22 protein-coding genes are annotated in these 26948 nt (G+C 47.6%); 1 reads left to right on the top strand and 21 read right to left on the bottom strand.

Going from position 1 to position 26948, the window contains the following annotated elements:
* Window positions 1-6: 6 nt before the first annotated feature.
* Complete coding sequence (locus tag LC508_RS21180; protein WP_033142931.1) at window positions 7-945, bottom strand: sugar phosphate isomerase/epimerase family protein; 939 nt, start codon at window positions 943-945, stop codon at window positions 7-9.
* A 23-nt stretch (window positions 946-968) separates the two neighbouring features.
* Entirely contained in the window at window positions 969-2147 is a 1179-nt protein-coding gene (locus LC508_RS21175) for a Gfo/Idh/MocA family protein (protein WP_033142932.1), read from the bottom strand.
* Window positions 2148-2570: 423 nt separating this feature from the next.
* Between LC508_RS21175 and LC508_RS21170 the strand changes: the two genes are divergently transcribed.
* Window positions 2571-3407, top strand: a complete 837-nt coding sequence (locus LC508_RS21170) for an AraC family transcriptional regulator (protein WP_033142933.1) — start codon at window positions 2571-2573, stop codon at window positions 3405-3407.
* An 86-nt stretch (window positions 3408-3493) separates the two neighbouring features.
* On the opposite strand, the gene LC508_RS21165 is transcribed toward LC508_RS21170, so the two are convergent.
* The 19 genes from LC508_RS21165 to LC508_RS21075 all read right to left on the bottom strand — a co-directional run bounded on the left by LC508_RS21165 (window position 3494) and on the right by LC508_RS21075 (window position 26912).
* Complete coding sequence (locus LC508_RS21165; RefSeq protein WP_033142934.1) at window positions 3494-3721, bottom strand: HPr family phosphocarrier protein; 228 nt, start codon at window positions 3719-3721, stop codon at window positions 3494-3496.
* 282 nt (window positions 3722-4003) lie between these two features.
* Entirely contained in the window at window positions 4004-4468 is a 465-nt protein-coding gene (locus LC508_RS21160) for a helix-turn-helix domain-containing protein (protein ID WP_033142935.1), read from the bottom strand.
* A 197-nt stretch (window positions 4469-4665) separates the two neighbouring features.
* The gene (locus LC508_RS21155; RefSeq protein WP_054350383.1) at window positions 4666-5565 is read right to left on the bottom strand and encodes an Rpn family recombination-promoting nuclease/putative transposase; all 900 of its coding nucleotides are present in this window, start codon (window positions 5563-5565) and stop codon (window positions 4666-4668) included.
* Window positions 5566-6489: 924 nt separating this feature from the next.
* Window positions 6490-8598 carry a glycoside hydrolase family 36 protein gene (locus LC508_RS21150; RefSeq protein WP_118593839.1) on the bottom strand — a complete coding sequence of 703 codons (2109 nt, stop codon included), beginning with the start codon at window positions 8596-8598 and terminating at the stop codon, window positions 6490-6492.
* A 13-nt stretch (window positions 8599-8611) separates the two neighbouring features.
* A complete protein-coding gene (locus tag LC508_RS21145) occupies window positions 8612-9454 on the bottom strand; it encodes a carbohydrate ABC transporter permease (protein ID WP_033141552.1) in 843 nt (280 codons plus the stop codon).
* Window positions 9455-9472: 18 nt separating this feature from the next.
* Window positions 9473-10381 carry a carbohydrate ABC transporter permease gene (locus tag LC508_RS21140; RefSeq protein ID WP_033141553.1) on the bottom strand — a complete coding sequence of 303 codons (909 nt, stop codon included), beginning with the start codon at window positions 10379-10381 and terminating at the stop codon, window positions 9473-9475.
* 139 nt (window positions 10382-10520) lie between these two features.
* Window positions 10521-11822, bottom strand: a complete 1302-nt coding sequence (locus LC508_RS21135; protein ID WP_033141554.1) for an ABC transporter substrate-binding protein — start codon at window positions 11820-11822, stop codon at window positions 10521-10523.
* 211 nt (window positions 11823-12033) lie between these two features.
* A complete protein-coding gene (locus LC508_RS21130; RefSeq protein WP_033141555.1) occupies window positions 12034-13605 on the bottom strand; it encodes a response regulator in 1572 nt (523 codons plus the stop codon).
* Window positions 13598-15436 carry a cache domain-containing sensor histidine kinase gene (locus LC508_RS21125; RefSeq protein ID WP_054350377.1) on the bottom strand — a complete coding sequence of 613 codons (1839 nt, stop codon included), beginning with the start codon at window positions 15434-15436 and terminating at the stop codon, window positions 13598-13600. Before LC508_RS21125 ends, LC508_RS21130 begins: the two co-directional genes overlap by 8 nt.
* A complete protein-coding gene (locus tag LC508_RS21120; RefSeq protein WP_158587245.1) occupies window positions 15433-16785 on the bottom strand; it encodes an ABC transporter substrate-binding protein in 1353 nt (450 codons plus the stop codon). Before LC508_RS21120 ends, LC508_RS21125 begins: the two co-directional genes overlap by 4 nt.
* Before the next feature lie 98 nt (window positions 16786-16883).
* A complete protein-coding gene (locus LC508_RS21115) occupies window positions 16884-17768 on the bottom strand; it encodes a DMT family transporter (protein ID WP_103731337.1) in 885 nt (294 codons plus the stop codon).
* Between the two features lie 49 nt (window positions 17769-17817).
* The gene (locus LC508_RS21110; RefSeq protein ID WP_033141559.1) at window positions 17818-18060 is read right to left on the bottom strand and encodes a diguanylate cyclase domain-containing protein; all 243 of its coding nucleotides are present in this window, start codon (window positions 18058-18060) and stop codon (window positions 17818-17820) included.
* Window positions 18061-18247: 187 nt separating this feature from the next.
* On the bottom strand, window positions 18248-18784 hold the full coding sequence (locus tag LC508_RS21105; protein ID WP_033141560.1) for an NUDIX hydrolase: 537 nt from the start codon (window positions 18782-18784) through the stop codon (window positions 18248-18250).
* A 100-nt stretch (window positions 18785-18884) separates the two neighbouring features.
* On the bottom strand, window positions 18885-20942 hold the full coding sequence (locus tag LC508_RS21100) for a beta-galactosidase (RefSeq protein WP_103731336.1): 2058 nt from the start codon (window positions 20940-20942) through the stop codon (window positions 18885-18887).
* Window positions 20939-22702, bottom strand: a complete 1764-nt coding sequence (locus tag LC508_RS21095; RefSeq protein WP_103731335.1) for a cache domain-containing sensor histidine kinase — start codon at window positions 22700-22702, stop codon at window positions 20939-20941. Before LC508_RS21095 ends, LC508_RS21100 begins: the two co-directional genes overlap by 4 nt.
* 22 nt (window positions 22703-22724) lie before the next feature.
* A complete protein-coding gene (locus LC508_RS21090) occupies window positions 22725-23558 on the bottom strand; it encodes a response regulator transcription factor (RefSeq protein WP_054350371.1) in 834 nt (277 codons plus the stop codon).
* Window positions 23559-23619: 61 nt separating this feature from the next.
* A complete protein-coding gene (locus LC508_RS21085; protein ID WP_103731334.1) occupies window positions 23620-24456 on the bottom strand; it encodes a carbohydrate ABC transporter permease in 837 nt (278 codons plus the stop codon).
* A 15-nt stretch (window positions 24457-24471) separates the two neighbouring features.
* Window positions 24472-25353, bottom strand: a complete 882-nt coding sequence (locus LC508_RS21080; protein WP_103731333.1) for a carbohydrate ABC transporter permease — start codon at window positions 25351-25353, stop codon at window positions 24472-24474.
* A 245-nt stretch (window positions 25354-25598) separates the two neighbouring features.
* Window positions 25599-26912 carry an ABC transporter substrate-binding protein gene (locus LC508_RS21075; RefSeq protein WP_158587244.1) on the bottom strand — a complete coding sequence of 438 codons (1314 nt, stop codon included), beginning with the start codon at window positions 26910-26912 and terminating at the stop codon, window positions 25599-25601.
* Window positions 26913-26948 lie beyond the last annotated feature (36 nt).

Below are 26948 nucleotides of genomic sequence, written 5' to 3'. Positions count from 1 at the left end.
CCTACTTTACCGGCTGATTGTCTGGCGAAGGGCATCTATGGAGGTGTTTACTCCAGCTTCCACAGACATGGTCAGGTCTTCCATTTCCAGAGATACATCTCCATGATAACCCATCATGCTGAGTACGGAGAAGAATTCTTTCCACCACTGCAGGTCTTTTCCGCAGCCCACTGCAACGTAATTCCAGACACGGTCCGCAGACTCTGTCACGGGTTTCGGTTCCAGAATGCCGTTTGTATCTGCCAGTCCGCGCTCAATGCGGGCATCTTTGCCGTGTACATGGAAGATACAGCCTTTCAGCGCACGCGCCGCGGCAATGGGATCCGCACCCAGGACCATCATATGGGAGGGGTCCAGGTTAATACCGATGATGGGATCTGTTGCCTCTCTCAGCTTCAGCATGGTCTCTGCTGACCACACCATGGTTCCCGGGAACTCTTCTATGGCGATCTGCTCAATATTGTGACTCTTAGCATACTCCGCAAATTCCTTCCAGAAGGCAATGGTGACTTTCCACTGGTATTCATAGGCCGGCGCCATGAAATCCGGCCATGAAACGGTGGATGTGATCCAGTTCGGTGTGGTGTCTGTCTCGCTGCCTGCCGGCAGTCCGGCCATGGCTACGATCTTCCTGACCCCCAGCTTTTCTGCCAGATCCACGCAGGCATACATGGACCTTTTGTACTCCTCTCCTGTCTCGGAAGGCCAGAGGGGATTGCAGGAGGTGTTCAGGGCAGCAATGCGCATGCCCCTCTTCTCCAGTTCACCTTTGAACGCTTCAAGCTTCGCGGGGTCCGCCAGCAGTTTGGCTGTGTCGCAGTGCTTACGGGCGCCCCAGCCTCCCGCTGTCATTTCCACTGCGTCAATTCCGAGAGCTTTTACTTTATCAAGCATCTCTGTATAAGATAAATCCGCAAAAACATCTGTACATATGGCTAACTGCATTCTTATTTCCTCCTCTTTTCCGATTATTTAAAATCTACCCAAACGCCGCCTTTATCAGCGGATTCCACACATTTTGTCACCCAGCGGATGCCTTCGATACCAGCGTCGATTCCCGGGTACACAAGATTTTTCAAAGTTTCTTCATCGCCTCTGTTTTTCGCGTCAATGGCAATGGCAAATTTCAGATAAATATTTGCCCAGCTCTCCGGAAGTCCCTCTGCATGCAGGGCACCCAGGCGTTCGTCCGCATTGCATTCGTCGTACAGGTACGGCATGGAGCGAATCATCTTGCGGATCGGCTCGCCCTGCACCTGGTAGAGCAGTTCATTTGGCTGGTTGTCGGAGAATTCAACGGAGGCTTTGGAGCCTACGATGCGGATCCTGTGTCCGTCCATGCAGCCGGCATTGACAGCAGAAGCCCACATACGTCCCACGGCACCGTTTTCATAGCGCATCAGAACATAAGCGTTGTCCTCAAGGGGTTCCCGTGATTTTACAAAGCTCTGGCGGTCACAGAGAACCTGTTTCAGCTTTAATTCCGGACAGATCAGCTCTGACATGTAGAAGGTATGTGTTGACAGGTCGCCAAGTACAAAGGATGGGCCTGATTTTTCCGGGTCAACACGCCATTTCTGACCTTCTGAAACTTTGTCGCCAATCTCATCGCAGGCAAAGCCGTGTGTATACTGAAGTTCTACCATGTGGATATCTCCCAGATCTCCGTTCTGTACCATCTGGCGCATCTGAAGGAGAAGCTGGCTTCCTGAAAATCCGTATGTAACGCCCACAATCTTGTTCATCTTCTCAGCCAGGGCTTTGATTTCTTCTCCCTGCTCCACTTTGAAGAACAGCGGTTTTTCACAGATCACATGAAGTCCTGCTTCCAGAGCTGCTTTGGTGATTTCATAATGTGTAAAGTTTGGTGTTGCAATAGAAACTACCTCCACGCCGTCAGGACGTTTTGCCTCCTCCTCAAACATGGTCTTGTAATCCGGATATAAACGGTCCTCAGCCACGCCCAGATTCATTCCGAAATCTTTGCAGCGCTCAAAGTCAAGGTCAAAGGCTCCTGCCACCAGCTCGTATGCCGTATTGTCTCTCAGTGCTCCCAGTCTGTGTTTGTAACCTACATTGCCTGTTCTTCCTCCGCCGATCATTCCCCAGCGCAGCGGTCTCTCGATTCTTTTTTCTCCGTTTAACATTATAATATCCTCCTGATAAATTCACATTAATTTGCTTTTTTATTAATTGTTTATTCTTTTTGTTGTTTTCCAACTGCACGCAGTTGACCCACCATGAAAACGGCCATTTTCTCTGTATATTGGTGATGTCTGCAGCAGGTCAGGCAAGGTCTGCGCAATTTCTGCGCTGTCCGTCAAAAGACGTATGGACTGCGGAAATCAGCCTGCCATAAGGCGATTTTTATGGCTGAATACCGTTGTCGTCCAGGTATCTGAGCTGCTGCGGTGTTTTGTGTTTCGTATTGGTTTGTTTGTTTCGATAGTTGTATTATACGCATATACGGCGTGCTTTTAAATATGGATTTTTGCCAAAAAGTTCATGGATATTGCTTTTATCACGCAAAAAGATTATAATGGGGTAAAAATACAGGAAAGGGGATAGATATGAAAAGTGTAGATACGGGTGTGCTGGCCCGCTCCGTCTGCTTCTCTTTTACTCCTTCCGATACAGCCAGGCAGTTGTACTTTTACCCTACCTGGTGCGGGCATTATTTCTGTACAGGAAGGTATTTTATGAGAAGGGAGTACTTTCCGCCGCTGCTTGTGGCTTATATAAGAGAAGGGACTCTGCATGTGGAATATGAAGGGGAAACATTTGACGCGAAGAAAGGAGATGTGGTGCTTCTGGACTGTGCCAGGCCCCATTATTATCAGGCAATGGAAGGGCTTGAATTTGTGTACATCCATTTTGACGGTTCCAACTCCCACGAGATCTGCGGACATATCCTTAAATTATTCGGACCGCTGATACGGAACCAGAATAATGCCCTGGTGGGGAACCTGATTTATAATATGGTAAAGTTTTACGAGCAGGACGGAGTTGAAAATATGTTTGACAGCTCCATGAGGATTTATAAGCTGCTGCAGCTTCTCAGTGAAAGGGAACTGCATAACCAGAAAGAGGACACTTCTATAGAAAAGACGATTCGTTATATCAGAAGTCATGTAGGGGATAAGATCACGCTGGAGGAACTGGCAGACATTGCGAATCTCAGCACTTATTATTTTTCACACCGCTTTAAGGAGGAGACAGGCCTGTCCCCTATAGACTATGTGATCAATACACGTCTTGACCAGGCTAAAATCCTTCTGGCCCGTACCTCCATGACCGTGGAGGAGATTGCTTATGAAGTGGGGTACCAGAGCAGCAACAGCCTGATCAATCTCTTTAACCAGAAGCTGGGATTCTCGCCCAGAGAATACCGGAAACTGGCAAAATAAAAAAGTCCCGCCTGTACAGATACAGCAGCATATCAACATGCAGCGGTATCCGCAGGCGGGGTTTGTTCCATTTTATCCAACTCTGTTCAACTGGTCATATATTTCTGTAAAACATTCTCAAAATGCGGGTCCTGTTCTTCATAAACCACACGGAGTTCCTCTTCCCAGTTCAGGCTCAGCATACCCAGAATGGATTTAGCGTCAATCACAATCCTGCCGCTGACAACGTCGATGTCAAAATTACATCGGCATGCCGCGCTCACAAACTCCTTAATTTCATTGATTTCATTGAAGCGAACGGTTCTCTCACACATGCCGGTTCCTCCTTTATCCTCTGTCTTATTCTCCTCCCCTGCAGGGTCTTACGAGGCTCTGCCTGGTATTTCAATTGCCGCCTGTGACTCCGGGAGTGCACTGCCCTGGTTGTCTCAGTTCGTCTTTCGCGGTAATTATAAGAATATAACAAAATGGGGAAAATAGCAATGTGTATTTTTTTTAGATTTTGTTGTCTATGTCATGACTCTTCACTGCGTGCACAGCAGTATGTTTCGCATTGCACAGTTCCGGGACATTCTTCTTATTCCAGTCCCTTCTTCTCATCCGGCGTTCCTTTGAACAAGGTTTCTTATTATCACAAAAATGCCGACCAGAATCTCGCCCAGCGAGATACCGAATAATAATCCCGAGATAAAATCCTGTACATTCGTACCTCCCATAAATTTTGAGAGAACTAACAGCAGTATTCCCATGAAAACAAGGCCGATACCTATAAAATAAATCCGTTCTTTCTCAAGTACAGAAATTCTTTCTAAAATGGAGAAGGTCTGATCCTCCATTACAGCTTTATTGACCGCATCATCCCCATTCAGCAACTCGCCTACAGACGTGTCAAGTGTCTGGCATAGTTGTTTTATGACAGAGTAATCAGGCATGCACTTTCCGTTTTCCCATTTTGATACGGTCTTATTTGAAACCCCAAGCTTTTCTGCCAACTGTATTTGGGTCATATTATGTTCTTTTCTTTTTTTGGCAATGTATTCTCCTATTTTCTGCTGGTTCATATTCCACCTCCTGTCAAAATTATACCGTACTTCAGCAGAGAATCCTATCCACTGAGGGTAGAATACAGGTGGAAAATAATAGAATTGCCCGTAACTGCACTTGCGCACAGACAGTGCTGTTTATGTGCGGACCGGACTGAAGAGTTATGAACCGTCTGAATTCAAAAATTAATATCGAAGCGTCCGGTCAATCAGGTCTATAACTTAAATTCCAGAAACAATTCATCCTGATACGCTTTATCGCTGACTGCTCTCTCAATTTCCTCCCCACGGGAATTGGCTATCAACAGTTGAATCAGCCTGTTTACTCGATTTTCACCATATTCCAGCCCGGCCTTTCTGCCCGCCTCTAAACCAGCCTTTCTGCCTGCCTCCAATCCGGCCTCCCAATTGCTCTGCATGAGATAATTGTGATCCCGCAGTGCCTTCTCGCGAGCTTCATATTCCAGTCTTTTCTCTTCATCTGCGCTGATATTTTTCAAAGTTTCGTATGCCTTTTCGATATACTTGTCTTTTTCCGCCATCTCTTCAAAATCCTCCTGCCTCTCGGCATTCATGAATTTTGCCCAGTTCAGAAGCTCTGTTTCAGGATACTCATGGTTTTTGAGTTTCGGCAGCTCCAGGATATGCACCTCCAGCTTGTCTGTATAAAGTCGGTGGTTTGTGTCTTCCCTCATATGAAAGCAGGAATAAAATGCCTCGTCCCGGCCAAACAAAATAAAATCCAGAATCCCGATGTGTACGCATTTCTCCAGCCTTTCATAACTCTCGCCCTTTTCCAGCTGGTCTGTGAACATTTTTGAGAGATAGAACATGGAGCGCTCCGGCCACAACAAAAACGGGCTGACCTGAATTTCTATGTCAATCTGCGTCCCATCCTTTAACCGTACACGTACATCCAAAATTCCCAGCTTATCTTCCTCATATCTGGTTCTCAGATGTGTCGGCAGCAGCGTGGTCTCCTCCACCTCCTCCGGCGGTATGTGCAGAACAGCTGCTATGAATCCCTTTCGTACCTCTGCATCCTCCATCAGTTCCTTAAAACAGAAATCTACCTTTGGCTTCATGATGAATCTGATGTTTGTATATCTTTCCATCCCTACTCCTCTCCGTAACTGAAAGATGAAAAGATATCGGTTATCTATACGCATAGTATAACCTTTACAGGCGGATACCTCAACCTCTTTCAAACACATTTTCTGTCAGACGAATATTATGGTTACTGTTCACATGCCACTGTCCCGCGAGGTATTTTCAGGCCGAAGGCATGAAAACTCAAAACTTCCGAAGCGATATGGGGCAGACTGTTGTTCTGAAATGCCTGCCTGTTCTCTCCAGGCACAAAAACAAACACCTGCTGCCTTTTCTTTGATGAATAAAACGGCACAGTTTCCCTGCAAAAATCAAATTAATAAATTTCATTTCATAAAATGGGGTATTCAATCCCTGAACCGGGATAATATGAAAATGCATTCATAAAATACATCTTTTTGAAGATAAAAACACTCTATCACGTTTTCACAGCTATGTCAATCAAAACTCCGATACAAAATTTTCAAAAAATACATTTTTGCTGTTCACTCCCAATATCAGTTAACCCAATCTATCATTTAACGATACAGATGCAGATGACAGCCACAGAATTTCTATATTTTACAAATAGCCAAGAAGAATAACTACAGATTTCTCCTGATTTACAGATAATTTAAAAGATACCCTTAGCTTTCGTATGTAATCAGTAAGGGTCCGGCCATGTTTTCTGCTTGTTTTACCCATAATTCAAAAGTTATCTTGGGCTTTCGTATGTAATTAGTAAGGAGGCGGCCATGTTTTCTGCTTGTTTTACCCATAAAATACAGGGTATAATACCTGCAGCGCCTGTATGGATTGGCAGAATCAGCACCCCTCCAAACAATATTCCATAAGAAAACACGCAGCCAGGTTGTCCCAAACAAATAAGACCATCCCAGCCGCGTGCCATTCTCCTGCACACTCTAAACCTCTATTTCTCTCTCATACTTTCAATACCGCAATTCAAATATTCTTGCGCTCACTCTCTCAGGCAGCTCTACAGTCAGCGTGCCTGCCTCTTTATTCCAGTGAAATCCGCACTCTGCGCTTTGTGGATAGGCGCATACCGCCTCCACTTCTTTTCCTTTCAGATGCTTCACAGGGATTTCCTGTACCGGAGACTGGCTGTCTCTTCTCCACACAGCCAGGAAATCCTTCCCTTCCGCTTCCAGTCCCAGGCTCACCCATGGGTCATTGTAGGAGGACAGACCCAGCGGCCAGTAAGGCAGTGCCTTTTTGGTCAGATGGCGGATCGTCTTATAATAAGAAATCGCCTCCTTCACATATCCGAACCGCTCCGGGCTGAGATTCACTAAATGTCCGCTCTGGTGGATACGCAGAAGCAGTGCGTTCACCATGTTAAAGATAACCTCCTCACAGTCCCCGTTCGTCAGAGGATAAGACCAGACAGCAGCCTGCTCCGGCGTCACTGCGGAGGGCGCGTTGGCTGTGATCGTAGCGTACCTTACATAGTCCTCCTGGTCACTGGTGGACTGGATGCTGTAACGGGACAGCATGGCGTAATCCATGCGGAGGCCGCCGGAGGAACAGTTTTCTATGATCAGATCCGGGTACTTCTCAAAAATGCCGTCCAGCCATTCCAAATATGCCCGGTTATGGCCCAGAAGTCCGTCTCCATAGCTGTCGGCATCCAGTTCCGTGCCGATTCCCGGCTCTATATTGTAATCCATCTTGATATATCCGACACCGTACTCATTTACCACCCGGTCTATCACCTCTGTGGCATGGGCACGCACCTGGGGATTACGGAAATCAAGCTGGTAACGGCTTCTGTCATAGACGCGTTTTCCATGGCGCATGAAATACCAGTCATCCGGTACCTTATCTGCCTTCGGGCATTTGATTCCCATGACTTCCAGCTCCAGCCATACACCGGGAATCATCCCTTTCGACCGTATGTAATCTGTCACTTCTTTGATCCCGCCCGGGAAACGCTCCCCGGACGGCAGCCATTCACCCACGCCGTCCCACCAGTAGCCTGCAGAGTACCAGCCTGCATCAATGCAGAAATACTCACATCCTGCCTCTGCTGCCTTGTCAATCAGCGGGATCTCCTTCTCTGTTGTGGGATCTCCGAACAGGCAGTTCATATAATCATTAAAAATAACCTTTAGATTCTCATTGTCATCATTCACCCTGCGGATCGCCCGGCGGTACCTGGTCAGTTCTCCCATGGCCTCATCAAATCCGCCTGCAGCTGCTCCCACAGCCGCCGGAACCGTCACAAAGGTCTCTCCCGGCTGAAGGTTCTTCCACCAATGGTTGTGATGCTCTGTAGGGCCGCTCAGCTTCAAATACACGTGCCCGTCCTGGTCACTGATTTCCCAATACCAGGAGCCATTATGCTCAATCTGCCAGAACAGAGAACTTTCTGTCTCCTGATTCTCCAGATATCCCATGGGAATATACTCCTTAGCCGACCAGTTCCCTGTATTTCCTATGCCGACAGTCTTGGAAGAACGGTGCATAGGATGCGGCTGCGTAGAGGAAAGTCCCAGTTCATGCAGGTTGTAGGACGCCCAGTCCAGCTCCTTCTGCCATGCGTTGTGAGGGATCCTAAGCTCCAGCTTCTCATCAAACTCACGCATTCCCTCTTTCTCGATACCATTCAGCGCAAAGGAGGATACATACTCCAGTCCCTGCGGCTCTGTTCCCCGGTTCTTCACCTCAGTCCAGACACGTACCACGGAAATCCCGTCATAGAACTGATAATGGCTGGTAACATCAAGGCCGGTAATGTCATCTTCTGTCACTACCTCCAGTTTCCTTCCCAGTTCGTTACGGAAATCTCTGAATTCTCTGTATTTCATCCTGTATCCCGGGGAAGTCTGGATATACTTATGACCATGCCGTTCTCCCACACGGTCCTGGCCCGTAACCAGGATCTCCACCGGATAAAAGGACTGGGTCCCCGTCTCTGAGGTCAGCGTCTTCTCATCAAAGGGCAGTGCGGAAAAGTGCAGCAGTTTGATCTCTCCGGCATCTGTCACCTCCCACAGCATATGGATCTTGTTCTCATATAATTCGATTCTCTTCATTTTTTTCCTCCCGTCAGCCCTTCACTGAACCGCTCATTAATCCTGCCAGGAAATACCTCTGCAGGAACAGGAAAATAAAGGTAACAGGAATCACGGCAACCACGGAACCGGCCATGAGGCCGCCCCAGTCAACCGTGTTTACCCCTTTAAACAGCATGATGGCAGGTGTCAGTGTCCGGTATTTGTCGGTGGAGATAAATATGTATCCGAACATGAACTCATTCCATGCATTGATAAAAGCGTAAAGTCCTGTGGACACCAGGCTTGGCAGAGATAAGGGCAATATGATCTTAAAAATAGTCTGCGCCTTATTGCACCCGTCAATCTCCGCAGCCTCCTCAAGCGCTAAAGGCACAGTATCGAAAAAGCTGCTCATCATAAAGGTGCACAAGGGTATTACAAAAGTGGTATAAGCCAGAATCAGAGAAGTATAGGACTCCAGAATCTGCATTTTCTGCATGATCAGATACAGGGGCACTAAAAGCAGCACACCGGGAATCATCTGTGAGAGCATCATTGCCAGATTGGAGGTCTTCACCAGTTTCATCTTATAATACCGGCTCAGGGCGTATCCTGCCATGACAGCTATGATCATAGAGAGAACACATGCCACAATAGAAACAAAAAAGCTATTTTTAATATACTGCAAAAATCCCACATCCACCAGTACCCTTTTAAAATTTTCCAGAGTCGGGGCATGGATCAAAAGTGACGGCGTTGCCGTACGTATCTCTGTCTTAGGCTTCAGCGCTGACAGAAGCATCCACAAAAAGGGGAAAATACAGATGGCTGAAAAAAACACCAGGGATACATAGGTGACAATCTTGCTGATAACACGGTTTCTTTTATTTAACATCTCTTATCTCCTCCTTTCTTACGCCATATCATCGCTGAGACTGGAACGCTTCCTGTAATAGAAAATGAACAGCACCACCATAACCGTAAACATCATGGTAGAAAGCGCCGAAGCAGCACCAACGTCAAACTTCTTCATAGAGTAGCGGTAGATCATAAGCGGCAGGGTCTCCGTCGCATAGTTTGGACCACCCTCTGTCATAACCCAGATAAAGTCAAAGTTGATGGCAGTCCAGATAATATGTATGAACACGATCACAAGGGAAACGCTGCGCAGCTGCGGGAGCGTAACCTTGAAGAAACGTTTGAACACGCCGGCTCCGTCAATAGCAGCCGCCTCGGACAAATCTCCCGGGATGGACTGCATGGCTGACAAAAAGGAGATGGTGTAGTACGGAAAACTTCTCCATATATTTACAAAAATAACGGTTGCCATGGCGTATTTGGAATCACCGAGAAAATTGATGGGCTGGCTGATTATATGCATGTTAGTCAGCGCATAGTTGATGATACCGAACTCCGGGTTCAGCATCCAGTCCCAGGTCATGCCTGCAACGATAATGGGTACAAGCCACGGTATAAAGATACAGGTCCTGAATATGGCCCTGCCCTTAAACTTCTGGTTCAGCAGCACTGCTGTCACCATGCCCACCAGGTATTCACCCAGTACAGAGAAAATGGTCCAGTACGCAGTGTTCTTCACTGCCTGTCCAAAATGCTCATCTGCCAGAACCTTCTGGAAGTTGGCCATCCCGGCAAAACCGGTCATGGACTTGTTGATCAGATGTACATGGTAAAACGCGTCATGGATTACTTTCCCCAGGGGATACGCGATCAAAAGAGCCAGGAAAACAAGCGCGGGAAGCAGCATGATGACCGCTGTCCGCCATTTTCGCTGGTCTCTGGTAAGCTTCTTAAATTTATTCAACTCTAATCCCTCCTATACGAATTAACCGGGTCCAGGACTCTTCCTGTGACTCTGTCTGTAACGAAACAGGAGCCCGGCAAGCCGGACTCCTGCGCCGAAACGCTTACGCTTGCTGCCTAAACATTCCGGCATTCTGTTTTTATTCGCTTAATTCACCGGAATCAGATAAGGAAGCATTGACTGCGTCACATAACCATTCTGCTGTTGCTTCCGGAGTTTCGCCTTCCTGAAGCACTTTCGCCATGGCGTCCTGCATAGCCTGTGTGATTCCTCCCAGGGTTACCGGAGGGAAGGTGATTCCTGTATCGGATAATGCCTGGAAATCCTTGCTCCATTTGCTGTCTGTGGACACATCAGAGCGCGGGGAACGGTCTGCAAATCCTGCTTCCTGCCATTCTTTACTGCAGAATGCAGTTGCCAGTTCAAACGCGTCATCCTTATTCTTGCTGTCAGCCATGATGAACAGCGGTTTACATTCCATGTAAGTAGCCTCGTGTCCGTCTGACGGATAAGGGATCGCGGATACTGCCACATCATCCATGGTATCCGGGTTGGAGGATTCACGTTCTGCCAGCCAGTTTCCTGATACATATGTGGAGGTGATTCCTGTTGCAAAGTTCTCGTCTGTCTCTTCCCAGCCCCAGTTCTTGCAGTTCGGGTCAATGATTCCCTGATCTACAAGGTCTTTATAGAACTGGAATACTTTTGTTGCCTTTTCAAGCTCATCCTTGTTGTCTTTCCAGGTGTTCTTATATTTGCCGTCATCCTGTGCAGAAGCAATCTCCAGATCATACTGTGCCAGGTATACCAGCAGCTCCTGTGCGGAGCGGACGCCTGTGCAGGCCAGCTCTGTCAGGTATTTTCCGTTTTTCTCTTTATAATCTGTCTGTGCCAGCAGATCTTCCCATGTTTTCGGAACTTCAATGCCTGCTGCTGTGATATCCTTTTCATGTGTCAGGTAAGCACGCACAGTCATCTCATAGGGAATGCCCACAATTTTGTCGTCAATGGTCATGGCTTTCACCACGGCCTCGGACAGGGCGTCTTTATCTTCCCACTCATTAAAACGGTCTGTCAGGTCCTCAACGATTCCCATGTTGTAAAACTCACCGACATACTCCGGAAGTCCCCAGATCAGGTCCGGTACGTTGCCGCCTGCTGCCGCTGTCAGAATTTTTTCATGAAGCATGTCATATGTGAAGTTTGTCTGATTTACTTTAACTCCGGTCTCTTCCTCAAACTTCTTGATCTGCTCCGTACCCGCGATCTGTGTATCCGCGCCGTCTGTCCAGCAGGTCCAAAGTTCCACAACTCTCTCCTCGTTCTTGCTGTCTCCTTTGGAGGCTGATTCTCCCTCTGAGCTGCCGGAACCGCCGCCGCATGCTGCCAGTGACATGGCCATTGTGAGACACATTAACGCTGCTACTACCTTTTTCTTCATGATATTTCCCTCTTTCCTTCATCTGATTTTTTTCCGTACCATTTGTACTGACGAAAGAGTATCATACTTTCAAAACACGGACAATGAAATCGGGCACTCTCCTAAAAAACCCCACGGAATAATATTAAAAACACCACCCTTTTTCATCTGCTGCCACTGCTCTTATACACATTCCCCGCGTTAAATATACAGCCCCGGCGAAACAGCTCTTTTATATTTTTCTGCGCTTTTTATAAGCGGATGGACTGTCCCCGAAAACTTCCCTGAATTTGTCCGTAAATGTGCGTACATCGTGATAACCTACAGCCTCTGCCAGCTCATAGGTCTTCATATCCGAAGCCATGAGCAGCTTCATAGCCTCCCTCATGCGCACCTCTACCAGATAATTCTTGAAGTTCTGTCCCGTCTCCTTCTTAAAAAACGTGCTGAAATAATACGGGTTCATATATACCATCTTCGCCATGCTCCCAAGGCCGATATCCTCCGCGTAATGCTCCTGGATATAGTTTTTCACCAGTGTGATGGTCTCCCGCTCACTGTCAGTGCCGTTAAATGCATTCTCCCCTATGAGTTTTCCCAGATAAGTGCACACCAGCTTCTTCAGCTCCCGGAAAGTACTCTGGGCCCGTATTTTGGCGGTAAACCTGTCGTACTCCTCCCTGAAATCCTCTGTGAGCACCCGGTACTCCTGCAGATCACGAAACAGGTCCATAGCCATGGCGATACACCGGTTCTCAGCGGCATATCTGTTTCCGTAATGAAGATTCTCAATGATATCCAGAATCCTGGTAAGTGCTGCCGTCCACTCTTCCCTCCGGTTTAAGATCTGGTCAAGCAGTTCCTTATAGCAAGTATTGTAATCCTCAAAGGAAGAACAAAACTCTCTGGATATCTCCTGATACCAGACCACATCCTCCTCGCAGAAATAGTAAAGCTCACAGGAAAACTTTGCCGTCTTATACGCGTATTTCAGGTCAGATGCCTGCTCTACCCTTTTCCCCACGCCGGTTATGAGCCATATTTTATATTCCCCGTAAATGTGTTCCCTGATGCGTCTGATCTCTTCTCTCACCCAGGCATCGTCCCGGTCTTTTTCCATGAGGAGAATCACATTACTGCTGTTTGGTTCCCGCTTGATGACAAACCCGCTCCTATTCTCCCTCAGATGCTCCTGTATCCTCTTGAAAATGGAGAAGCGCAGCAGCTCTCTCATATTCTGGTCCGTCACCTTCCGGTTCAGTTCAGGGGAAATGGCAAAGCACACGCCGATGAACTGCTTTCCCTCTGTCTCTATCCCCATCTCCTGAAAATGGCCGTACAGATCCCTGCACTCATACTCAGAGTTGATCTTCTTGAACACCGTCTGCATATCATCCTTCTCTTCCTCCCAGTATTCCATGGGACTGTCCGTGCGCAGCATTTTTTCAGCCCGCAGAATGGACTGTTCCAGCTCCTCCTGCCCCACCGGCTTCAGAAGGTAGTCCACCGCCTCATAGCTGATCGCCTTTTTCACATAGTCAAATTCCTGATAGCCGCTTAAAAATATGACCTTTATCTTCCAGCCGTTCTCCCTGATCTGCCGAATTACATCAAGACCGGTCTTCCTGGGCATGGCAACATCGGAAATAATAATATCCGGTTTCAGCTCCTCTGTCTTTTTCAGAAGTTCCTCGCCGTTGGCAGCCTCCCCGATCACCTCCGCGTTCAGGCGCTCCCAGTTCATCATTTTTTTCAGTCCTCTGATGATCACCGGCTCATCGTCTGCAATTATGATCTTAAACATTTTCTCCTCCTGGATTTTCCTTTGCCGGTTCTGTCCCGTCTATGATGGGAAGCCGGTATTTTACCATAGTTCCTATATTCTCAAAACTGCTGATCTCCAGTCCGTATGTGTCGCCGAACATGAGTTTGATGCGGTCATACACATTCTTAAGACCGAGGCTGGCGCGTTTGCTCTTCGGATGCTTGACTGTCTCCGGACTTTCCAGACGTTCCTGCACGGTCTTCAGGCGCTCCGGCTCCATACCCACGCCGTTGTCCATAACTGTGATCTCCAGGCAGCCATCCTCCTCCCTGGCATTTACGGCTATGACACCTGTGCCGCTTTTGGGCTTGAGTCCGTATTTTACCGCGTTCTCCACTACAGGCTGGATGATGAGCTGGGGGACTTCCAGGCCCAGAAGATTTTCCTCAATGTTGATCTCCAGCTCAAAACGGTTTTCATACCGGATGCGGATGATCTTAAAATAATTGCGTATACTGTCGATCTCCGCCTGAAGGGTGACCATGTCTCTGGCATTGCCTATGAGGTATTTGAGCTGTCCGGACAGACTGTCTATCATCTCCGCTGTCACATTGTCATCATTGGTGATGGCTGTCATGCGGATGACATCCAGGGTATTGTAGAGATAATGAGGCTGTATCTGCGTTTTCAGGGCCTCAATCTCTGCATCCCGCTGCCGTATCTCTGCTATATAGACCTGCTGGATATGATTCTGCAGGTTTTCCGTCATTTGATTCAGACCCTTTGCAAGAAATCCCACTTCGTCGTTGGACTTGATCGTCACCCTCGTATCCAGATTCCCGTCCTGGATCTGTTCCATGGCATCCTTCAGTGTGCGGATGGGCTTATTCATCATCTTGGAGTAAAAGAAATAGATGATCATGAGAAGGATAACGCTGAACCCTATAATAATCAAAATGTTCGTCTGTATCTCCTGATAACTGTTCTCCAGATTAAATGCCGGAATCTCTTCTGTCACCAACCAGTCCGTACCGGGTATCAGCCTGTAAATAAAATAGTTTCCGTCCGCTTTTATGTACTGCTTGTCCTCCTCCATCTCAGGCAGATAATCCTCCAGCTTTCCGATGCCTGTCCCGATATTCTCCTTTTCCTGGCTGTAGACAAATACTTTTTCCTTTCTGTCTATCACATACATCCTGCAGCCGTCCTCCAGGTCCGTCTCATTGATGATGCCGTCAAAATAATCCGCGCTCACATCAATATACAGAGTTCCCAGCTCCTGTTCGTCCGCGGACTGTATGGTCCTTGTGTTCATAATATTTCTTGTCACTGTAAAATCGCTGACATCTGAGTAATAGCTGGTATCATGGGTGGGCAGAAGGCGCATCTGTTTGTGGCCTTCCAGGAAGTTCTCCTCATGAAAACGCCCCATTTCCTCCTCTTTCACCATAACCTCAGGCGGACGCATGACAGAATACTGTTCCCCACCCGGAGTGATGAAAAACACATGGTCAATATGCTGATTCATATATAAAATATCCCTGAGCACGTCACTCATCAGTGCCTCCCTGCGGGCCTGGGTGATGGTGTCATCCTCCATCAGCTCGTAGAGATAGTCATACTCCGTGATATTATAGTTATAGAGATATTTGGTGGTCTCCTCCATCTCCTGAAACAGATCTGCGGCATTCTTCCCCACATAGAGAGCACTGCGGTACATATTGGAGAGAAGTGTCTGCCTGAGAGAATCCATGTATGCACTGTAAATGGAGATACCCATGATCAGCAGCGGCACGATACCGATCAAAATCAATGCTGCCACCGATTTTACAAAAAGGCTCTGGTAATGCTGTCTCTTTCTTTTTATCATGACTTCCTCCCTAAACCTCCCGCCACGTTGTCCCAATACTCATCCAGCTTCTCCGCCGCAGTATCCACGCTCATGGTTTTCGTCGCCACGGAAAAGAAAACATCGTACATGCTGCGTTTGAAATGCTCCGGTGTGTCCTCATTTCCCAGATATACATCGCTTTTATCCGCATAGCGGTAATCCACAAGAAAACTCTGCTGTACCTTTGGAGCGGGATACAGGATCTTTTCCCTGGTGGCAGGGATGGCGTAAACGGTCTGCAGCACTTTTCTGTAGTTCTCTTTCCTGTAGCAGAACTCTAAAAACCTCATGGCGGCCCGGTTTTTTTCGGCATTCTCCCCACAGGTATCCGAGACTGCCCATTGGGCGCCTTTTTCGCTGACTACCACAGGGTCACCTGCTTCATCCCCCAGGAAAAACCACCCCAGGCGGAATTTACAGGGGTCCTCCTCCAACTCTTCGCCCAGTGTGTCCTTGCCGGATTCCACAGCCAGAGGATAGGCCTCCCATATTTTAGAGACCATGGAGGGTTCTGTGAGGACCATGGCGGCATCCTGGTTGATCAGGGCCTGGATCACCTGGTTCTCATTCATATTTACGGAGTCCTCCAGCATATATTCCCCGTTCATCATATCCTGATAGTCTGCCAGCATGTTCCTGACATTTTCATCCTGAAAGGATACCAGGCCCTCATTTCTCTTTCTCTGCCAGTCCGGGTCCGCCTTTGCAAGGTCCACCTGGAAGAAATAATTCAGCCAGTATTTTCCCGTCTCCGTCGGATTTCCCCCGGCTGCCAGGGGCGCGGTTCCGTTCTGCTTCAGGACTCTGCAGACCTCCAGAAACTCCCCGTATGTCCTGGGTACTTCAAGCCCCAGTTCCTTGAAGATCACCTGATTATAGATAATCCCGAAGGAGGTCTTGTAAAAGGGCACCGCATATATATTTCCGTCAATCGCAAAGGGCTGTTCCACCAGCTTTCCCACCTCCTGGGAGATAGCACCGAGTTTCCCTGCCTCAGCAAAAGTATAAGGGTCCTGGATCTCAAAGATATCCGGGAACTCCCCGGCAGCCTCCTTTGCCTTCAGCGTCTCTGAATAGATTCCGCTTCCGGAATGCTCGCTGAGCACCCGGATGTCCTGATTTTCCTCCATAAACTTTTCACACAGCTCCTCCATTACGGATATCCTCCTGGCATCCTCCCCGGAATAAAATACGGCAAGCTCTGTCTTCTTCTCCGTCTCCTGTTCCTTTGACGGCACCAGCCCTTCGCCCTTCTCTACCCTGCCTCCGCATCCTGCAAGAGACAGAACAACTGTCAAAAGGATAAACCATCCCTGCTTTTTCCTCATTCTGATCACCTCTGTATTTTTCACTATTACCCACGGTATCATAACAATGATTTCTTGTAAAGCGGGCAAAAGAAAAGCGTGAAACCATTTTACCGGTCTCACGCTTTCTCTGTCTTTCTGTTTCCCGTAAAGAGAACCGTGATCAGCACCCCTGCGCAGATCAGCAGGCCCCCCACCACAAAATTCCAGGTGATCACCTCATGGAGAAAGAAAATTCCCAGCACTGCAGAGGTCAGTGGCTGCAGCGGATAGAACATGGAGCATACGCTTGCGTCCAGAAGCTTCAGGCTCATATTCCACAGCGTATGGGCCACTGCTGTCCCGACGATGCCCAGATAGATGCAGGACAGAACCGCTTTTGCAGTAAAGGTACTGGGTATGCTCCCCGCCTCCAAAACAGCCGCCGGAATGTTTAAAAGAAGGGCAACTCCCATTCCGTACAGCGCGATCTGTACCGGATCATATCCCCCTGAGATCCTTCGGATAGCTACCGATGCCCCGGACCATAAAAGCACGGAGCACACAGAGGCCAGCACCCCTGCCGCGCTGATATTTCCGCTTCCCGCTCCCAATATTATGTAAACTCCAACGAGAGAAATAATAATGCTTGCCACATCCTTTTTATGTATCTTCTCTCCCAGAAATATCATAGCCAGAATGGAAATGGAGATGGGATTCATGGCATTGATCAGAGATGCCAGGGAGGCGTCCAGAAGATTTGTTCCCATGACCTGGCAGCCTATGGAGACAAAGTATCCCAGGGCGCCCACGATCAGAATATATTTCCGGTCCTCTTTTTTCACCTTTATCCTGGTTCCCCGCAGCTTCAAAAGTACGGTAAGTGCCGCCACGGAAACCACATATCGGATGAGAAGCAGCATAAACGGTGCCATGACATCAAGGGCGAACTTACTCACCACATAAATGCTCCCCCATATAAAAAACGTGATAAACAGGTAAATGTAACCAATCTTCTTTTTCATTTCTGTCTCCTTTATACTGTGTCATTACTGCTGTGAGGGGCGCAGACCATTAGGAATCATCTAAAACATACTGATTCCTGCCCTGTCTCTTTGCTTTATACAGAGCCTGGTCCGCCCGTTTCATCACTCCCTTGTAATCCTTATCGCCTGCGTCATGTCCGTGGGTATCGTTGATTCCTTTAAAATGATCTATGTCCAGGAACATGAAGACCCGGTAGCTGCCGCCGTCTTTTTTCTTAAATTCCCTGCGTATGGTCTCTGTCAGGGCATCTCTCCTCGCCGCTCCGCACAATGGGCACGCCGATCACAATACTGTCCCCCGAGTTTACTGTTTTTCACCAACATGTATCACTATTATAGCTTTTTAAAGCGTAAGATTCAACAGGATCCCCTGAGCACAGACACGAAAAAGTACCGGCGGAAGCTGTGATGATTCTCCGGAACTGTCATTAAGAAATGAGAAGAACCGGATATTGCTGTCATCCCGGCAGCATATCCAGTTCTTCCATGTAAATGCAGTGAGGAATACCGTTTGTCCTGACCAGCTCCCTGCAGAGCTCCAGATCCATCCATATGACTTCCTCCACCTCTTCTTTCTGAAGCGTCATCTGTTCCGGCTCTATATCTTTCCACATACAATAGATATTGCTGACCTGGTTATCCACAAAATCCCTGCCGTAAAACACATCCCTGTGGAATATCCTTCTCCTGCCGCAGCAGACCAACTCCTCCGCAGACGCATCCACACCCAGTTCCTCCTTCAGTTCCCTGAGCGCAGAGGGAACAAAGTCCACACCTGCAGGAATATGTCCGGCACTTGAGATATCGTAGCATCCCGGATGGGAATCCTTGTTCCTGCTCCGTTTCTGGAGAAGTACCTCTGTCCTGTCACCGCGCCTGCGAAGAAGCCACACATGGGCCGTGCGGTGCAGAATCCCCTCCGCGTGGGCAGTCTCCCTGTCTACGGTCTTACCTGTGGGTCTGCCTGATTCATCTATGATATCAAATATTTCCATTTTACTGTTCCTCCTGAAAAAAACGCAGAAGCCGCCGTATCTGTTCCCGCGGCTTTCTGCGTTTTCTTGTATTTCTGTTACTCGCTCTATATTCTGTATCTTAAAAAATCCGGTAAACCTTGGTCTCATATCCCTTCAGCAGAACACTTCCCTGTACCTCATCCTTTGTGTCCATATCCATGACTGCTTCCTTCAGAACCACCTTCTGCGGCTCTTTGTCATAATTCAGAATAAACAGATACCGCTTCCCGTCCTTCACCCGCATGGCGATCTCACAGGCCTCTGATACCTCAGCCAGATACTGATAAGGCTGCAGCACGCCTGTATAGGCCAGAAACGCTTTCACATTATCCCTGGTAAATGTCCCTCCAAAGTGCAGGACTTTTCCTTTACCACATAACGTCTCCGCCAGAGCCGGGCGTCCCTCATAATAGTTGGAACTGTATTTTGCCAAAATATCGGCGTCAGGTCCCGCAGCTGCCAGAATATCGTTAAACAGGCCAGTTTCCACCTGTCTGCCTTCCCACTCCATAGACACTGCTTCATCTGCCGGGCCCACAAAGGTATATTCCTTTACATCCGTCTGTGTCAGAGAAGAGAGAAGTCCCGGCATTGGCTGCATCACACATTTGCCTGTCTCATCCTTCTGTCCGGTCCTGCATCCCAGGATCAGGCAGCCGCCTGCTTCCACATAGGTTCTCAGCACTTCTGCCCTTTTCTCTGTGAGGATTAGGGGATGAGGATAGAACAGCACCGAATACTTTAACAGTTCCTCAGCGTCTGTATCCTCCAGAAGATAGACCATATCCATGGGAGTATGGTTTAACTGGGCGGCTGTGAAGATTTCCTTTTCACTCTTCTTAGCCAGTCTCATATGCCACACATCCAACTGGGAATCCCAGATGTTGTCATAGTCCCGCACAAGTCCAAAGGCGGCCTGGTAGTCAGCTCCTGCCATCTCACTGATGGCCTCCGTGCGTTTCCAGATCCTGTATACTTCGGACAGTTTGCGGTTGTCCCTGTTGTCATAGTCCAGAATCCCATGCCAGTAGATCTCGGTTCCCATAACAGCTGTCCTCCAGCGGAAGAAACTCACATAATCAGCGCCGTGGGCAATACTCTGCATGGCCCAGAGCATCATCTGACCCGGTTTCGGGGCAGGCGCCTCCATACGGGTATTCCATCCGTTTGCCCCTGACTGCTGCTCCATAATACCGAAATGCGGACAGATGGATCGGACCTCTGTGAGATTCCGGCTCCATTTCCTGTCATTCAAGTCGTCTGAATGGATGGGGTCCTCACACAGACAGTACGCGAAATTAGGATAGGAATCATAGGTGTACACATCCAGGCATTCGTCCATCATCCTGTGGTTGTCCAGATTTCCGAACATGCCGTTTGTGGTGATGAAATCCTGAGGTTTTTTATATTTTCTGATAATATCACTCTGCATTTTACAGAACTGTATGGCACTGGCGGATACAAATCTGGTGTAGTCCAGTACCTGATGGGGATTGGTGGAATCGTGCACTGTGGGTCTGGGCACATAGATCTCTTCCCATTTTGTATACGTCTGATTCCAGAATACGGTCCCCCAGGCTTCATTGAGAGCATCCAGTGTCTGATATTTTTCCTTCAGAAACTCCCTGAAGGCTGCTGTGTCACTCTCTGAATAGAAGACATCCACCTCACAGTTGATCTCATTGTCTATCTGCCATCCCACAATACAAGGGCGCTGTCCGTAGTGCTGTGCCGCCTTCTCCACAATAATGGAACAGAATTTCCGGTAAACAGGTGAGTTATAGTTATAATGTCTCCGCATACCATGCCTAAATGGGGTCCCATCCAGACGGCAGTTCAGCACTTCCGGATACTTTTCCGTCAGCCAGACCGGCGGTGTGGCTGTGGGAGTGCCGAATATGACCTTCATACCCTCCGCCTCCGCCACATCGAGAAAAGAATCGAAAAAGTCAAAGGTATATTCCCCTTCCCTCGGCTCCAGCTTGTTCCATGCAAACTCCGCGATCCGGACGGTAAAGATACCGTTTTCCTTCATACGCCGAAGGTCTTCCCTCCACAGCTTTTTGTCCCAGTGCTCCGGATAATAACAGGTGCCCAGGGATAGGGTGGGCCAATTGTAATTCTGTGTTTTCCTCATTTAGTTTCCTCCTCCTCCTGCTCCCTGACTGTCATGGGCAGGATAAAATTAATTTTCGTTCCTCTGTGCTTTTCACTTTCTATATTAAGCCTGCTGGTTTCACCATAACACAGGATAAGCCTTCGGTAAACATTTTTAAGTCCGATATTCTGATTTGTATCATTCATTTCACACTTCTCATACAGCTCCCGGATTTCCTCCCGGCTCATGCCCACGCCGTCATCTGCAATACAAAATACGACTCTGTCTTCTTCCAGTCTTATCTGCACTCGCAGCGTCCCCTTATCAAGCTTCGGCTCCAATCCGTGGATGATCGCGTTTTCAATCAGGGGCTGTAGAATAAAATTAGGTATCTGACAAGGATATGCCTGTTCATCTATATCATATATAACAGAAATCTTATCACCAAACCGCTGTCCCTGGATCAGCAGATAATCCTTCACTGTCTTCATCTCTTCTTCCACTGTGACGAATCTGTCCTTTTTGATCATGGCCCTGAGCAGGTCAGCCAGGGATATGGTCATCTCTGAGATATCCAGGTTCCCCTGCATGATCGCCATCCAACTGATCGTATCCAGCGTATTATAGAGGAAATGCGGATTGATCTGCATACACAGGAAATCAATCTCCGCCTGCTTTTGTGTGATTTCCATCTTATAGACCTTTTCAATCAGCGTTTCAATATTCTCTGCCATACGGTTATACTCGCTGCCTATCTGTCCGATCTCATCCGTGGTCTTGACCTCCACACGATGTGAGAGATTTCCTCTGCCGAACAGTTTCATGCTCTCCAGCAGATCCTGCGTAGGCCTGGCAATATGTTTTGTCGCCATACTGATAGATAGAAAGCTCAGAATCAGGATACCCAGCAGAAAAATCCCGGTCAGCCCGATCACTCGGTATGTATTTTTATAAAACTCCTTCACAGAAACAGCCTCCACCAGAGTCCAGCCGTTGGGCATCTGATTTCCTACGTAGTAAAATGAATTTGTTCCGTTTAAAATGTCATACCGGGATGTCTCAGACTCCCTCAGGGTCTCTATCTCCACCGGAAATTTATCGCCCAGATACATTTCGTGATTGGTGACCGTAATAATACCGTCCTGGTCCACCACATAAGACGCTCCGGAATACTCAGTGGAATTATCCTTAACAATATCACCAAAGTATTCTTTCTCGTAGACAATATTAATATATCCGATGGGCTTCATGGTAGTCAGATCCAGTATTGCCTTGGCGATGCAGATATCATCATCCGGACCAACAAGGCCCCACAGGGTTGTCCCGTTAGCAGCATAGATATCTTTTTCCGGAAATGCAAAATCCGTTCCGCGGCCTGTAATCTTTTTCACAGAAAATTCCAGTCCGCTTTTTGAGATCACACTCAGGGAAACCACGTCGGAACTGAACAGTGCATTTGTCTCCAGTTCCCGCTCCACGATCTTACTGATGTTCCTGATACTGTACAGCTCCATCTCCTGTCCGTTCACAATTTCAAGCTGCTCCTGGATCACGGCGCTGGACAGGATCTGGATATTGATATCCTCTATGGTTTGAATCATATTTTCCAGATTATTGGTTGTCTGCTGTGTGACATCTTGTAAATAAACCTTGGAAATCTTTCCGTATCCCTGCCTGAAAACCGCGGCAGAAAAAACAGAGATCCCGGCTCCTGTGACAGTGATCAGAACTGCGAACACCAAAAGCATCTTTTTTCTGATTCCTGTGATCTTCAGTCTGCACTTCCTTTTTCCCCTCATCACATGCCCCCGGACAGTTCTGTTATTTTTTATCCTGTATCAGCTCCAATATACTCTTAATACTGTAGTTTTTCTGCTGTCCGGCATTTTTTCTGAATTCACCGGGACTGCAGCCAAAGGCCTTCTTGAACACCTGGCTGAAATACCTGGCATCCCGGAATCCGGACTTTTCACACAGCAGCCCTATCTTCACATTTTCTTCCCTGAGCAGCCAGGCAGCTTCTGCAAGGCGCATACTGTTTAAAATCTCACTGAAAGAATATCCCGTCTCCTTCTTGATCATTCTGGAAAGATATGCGGGCGAAAAATGATAGGTATCCGCAAAGGAATTCAGTGTGATGTCCTGTGTAAACCTCTGGGCCATATCCTGCAGAATCTCCATACACTGCCGGTTGACACCTCTGAAATGGTGCCGTATCTGGTCCCCCAGGTCAACACTGTCCGCATCTGTCTCATACCTGCGCACTACATTTTCCTGATAACGCCGCTGTTCCAGCCGTCTCATAACACCCGATACGGTTTCAAGAATATCCCTGGGTCTCAAAGGCTTCAGCATATAGTCAAAGACCTCATTTCTGATCGCCTTCTGGGCATAGGAAAAGTCAGAAAATCCTGTCAGAAGAATCACCGCGGTGTCCAGATCATACTCTTTCACATACTCAGCCAGTTCAAGCCCTGTAAGCCCCGGCATCTTGATATCACTTATCATGATATCCACCTTCTTCTGCTGCAGCATTTCCCTGGCCTGCAGCCCGTTTTCCGCTTCATACACATTCTCAATCCCTATACTTGACCACGGAAGGGAGAGCATCCCCCTCCGAATAGCCATCTCATCATCTGCAACCAGTAAATTCATGTCCCCACCTCTTGTATCGCAGCCGTTCAGGCAGCCGGACTGTCCTTTTTTCCGGACGCGCTCAGCCCTTTACCGCTCCTGCCACCATGCCTTCCATAATATGCTTATGCAGCCATATGTACACAATAATACTTGGTATGATCGTAATGATCACCGCCGCGATCTCCGCCACATAATTGGTCGCATACTGCCCCTGAAACTCCGTCAGACCCACGGGAAGCGTCATCTTGGAGGCATCCGTCAGGAATATCTGGGGAAGCAGCAGGTCGTTCCATATATTGATAAAAGTAACGACTGCCACTGTCACAACAGATGACTTTGAAATAGGCATAATGATCTTAAAAAATATCTGGTAAATATTACACCCGTCCATGACTGCTGCCTCCTCCATTTCTTTTGGAAGAGATCCCATAAATCCTGTCATAATAAAAATCGCCATCGGAAAAGCGATTGCAATATGCGGTATGATAACTGCCAGATGTGTATTCAGAAGTCCCATCCTGTTAAACATGGAAAACAGAGGAACCACCATAGCATACACCGGAATCATCATCCCCAGAAGAAACACATTCAGTGTCAGTCTGGACAACTTCCACTGCATCCTGGTTATTGCGTAAGATACCATACTGCTCAGTACAACTGCCACTAATACGGCCGATACTGCAATAATAACAGAGTTGCCGAAATATTGCAAAATATGGCCTTCTGTTATGGCCTGAACATAATTATCCAGGCTGAAATGTTCCGGCAGCCCCCAGGGATTTGCATACAACTCCGTATTTGTTTTAAAGGAACTCAAAAACAGCCACAAAAGAGGATACAGACATAGTATCGTAAAAATCCCCAGCACAATATATTTCAGTACAAGAAAAACCTTATCCTTTGCTGATAATCTCATCTCACTGTCCTCCTCTTAAAATTCAACAGGTTCCGAACGGAACACCAGGTTTGACAGCAGCACAGAACACATACACAAAATCAGCAGTATCACACCGATTCCGGCTGAATATCCGTACTTCAGCGTCCTGAACCCCTGATAAAACATATAGGTTGACATAAGTTCCGTAGCATGATTCGGCCCGCCCCCTGTCATAACGGCGATCAAATCATAATATTTCAGGGAACCCGTAATGATAAGTACAGCATCTACCTTCAAGATCGGCTTAATAAGCGGAAATGTAATACTCTTAAACTGCACCCATTTACTGGTCCCGTCAATTTCCGCTGCCTCATAATAAGAGGACGGAATATTCTTCATGGCAGCAAGCTGAATGATCATGTGATAACCCACAAACTGCCACATAACAACCACAATAATACAAAACAACGCCAGATTCTTATCCGACAGCCATACATGCTGCAGACTCTCCAGGCCGATAATCTCCAGAAACTTATTCAAAAGCCCGAACTCCGAGTTATACACAAACGTCCAGGTCAGCCCCACAGCCACCCCGCAGATAACACTCGGCAAAAAAAACACTGTCTGGAAAAAATGACTCCCCTTAATCTTCTGAAACAAAATATTCCCAAAAAGCAGCGCCAACGGCAAATGCGCGATCAACGACCCAATCACCATCAATATATTATTCTTCAAAGCCCCCGTAAAAGTCGAATCCCGAAACAGGTTAACATAATTCTTAATTCCCACAAATTTACTGGGACTCATCAAATCCGTCTGCAAAAAACTCACATACACATTATATCCAATCGGCACCAGCACAAAAACCGCATAAATCAAAAAAGCCGGCAGCACAAAAACCGCAATACTCTTCTTATTACCCAGAACCTTATTCATCCCACATCACCTCACCAATCCCAAACACAACCACATCTCATCCCCCTTATCACTTTATCCTCCATCCGATTTTCCTCCTCTATATTCCTCTGATTTTCAATCTTCTTATCTCATCCAACTCTGTATCTTTACTCCTATCGCAGCCAAAGTCAGGGGAGGAAGGCGGGGCAGAACCGGGCCGGAGGGGGAGGGTTCTGCCCCGCCTTCCTCCCCGTCCCTTTAACCATAAATTTAAATTATACTAACTACCTATCAGCGTTATCCTCCGCAAACTGCTGCAGCCCATCAAACGCCCCCTCAGCATCCTCTCCTCCAAGAACCGATACACAGGTATTATTAAACTCCACACCTTCACCAGCCCCAAACTGTCTGTCCCACCAGGGAGTCAATCCCACCTGTTCATTGGAGATTGTCAGCACTTCCGCCATAAGCGGTGTCAGCTTACCGGTATCCAGATCGAAATTATCTGCCGGAATCCTTCCGTTTTCATACAGCAGCATCTCCTCCATCTCCTGAGAAGTCCAGAATTTCAAAAATGCAACTGCCGCGTCCTTATTCTTACAAGTCTCTGATACAGCAAAGCTGGTATCCACAGACCCAACCGAAATATTATTATACTGCGCATCATAGGCCGGCAGCACAAAGGCCCCCGCATCCTCACCCATACCGCTTTTCTGAATCTTATCCGCATCCCATGCACCCATAAAATACATGGCGGATTTCCCGTTGGTAAACAGATCCGTAGATTCCTCCGGCCCCATGCCTATATATCCATCCTGGAAATATCCTGCATCGGCCATCTTTTTCACTTCCTCAGCCGCTTTTACATGTGTCTCATTATTCCACTTTTCCTTTCCGTCGCAAATATCCTGAAAAAGACTGTCACCCGCCATTCCTCCGGCTATCTGCTGTACAAACTGAGCGGGAATCCAGGCGTCTGTTCCGCACATAGCCATAGGAGTTACCCCGTTATTCTTCAGAGTATCACACACTTTCAGAAACTCATCATAGGTAGACGGTACCGAAACCCCGTTCTCTTCAAAAATCTTTTTGTTATAAAACATGACACATAATGACTTCTGTGTAGGTATTCCATAATTTTTTCCGTCATATGACAACAGTTCAAGGGTACCGTCAGCGAAACTGTCCTTCCACTCCGCATCCTTTTCCAGATAAGAAGTAATATCCGTTACCTTACCACCCTCCACAAACGGCTGCAGATACGACAATTCCCATGTAAAGAATACATCCGGTACTGCATTAGAGGCCATCAGCGTAGTCAGCTTTGTCTTATACTGCTCATTCTCATAGAAATCAATTTTTACATTTACGCCATACTCATTGTCCTCAGAGAACTTTTCAGCTATGGAGTTGTAGGCATCAATATAGGTATCTGCCTCTGTCCCAACACACATGACAGTAAGCGTATCGCTGTCGCCCTTTTTACCGGCAGAGCCGGAAGCCTCCTTCCCACTGTCTCCGCCGCTGTTCCCGCAGCCTGCCAGCATACCGGTCATCATTGCCGCTGTAAGTAATACAGCTACTGTTTTCTTCCTCATTTCTGTTTCCTCCGTAATCTTTTTGATAAAATCATT

Source organism: Blautia parvula, from assembly GCF_020215665.1.
Lineage (GTDB): Bacteria > Bacillota > Clostridia > Lachnospirales > Lachnospiraceae > Blautia > Blautia celeris.
The sequence above is the reverse complement of the archived record's forward strand: the minus strand, read 5'-3'. Positions and strand labels throughout refer to the sequence as shown.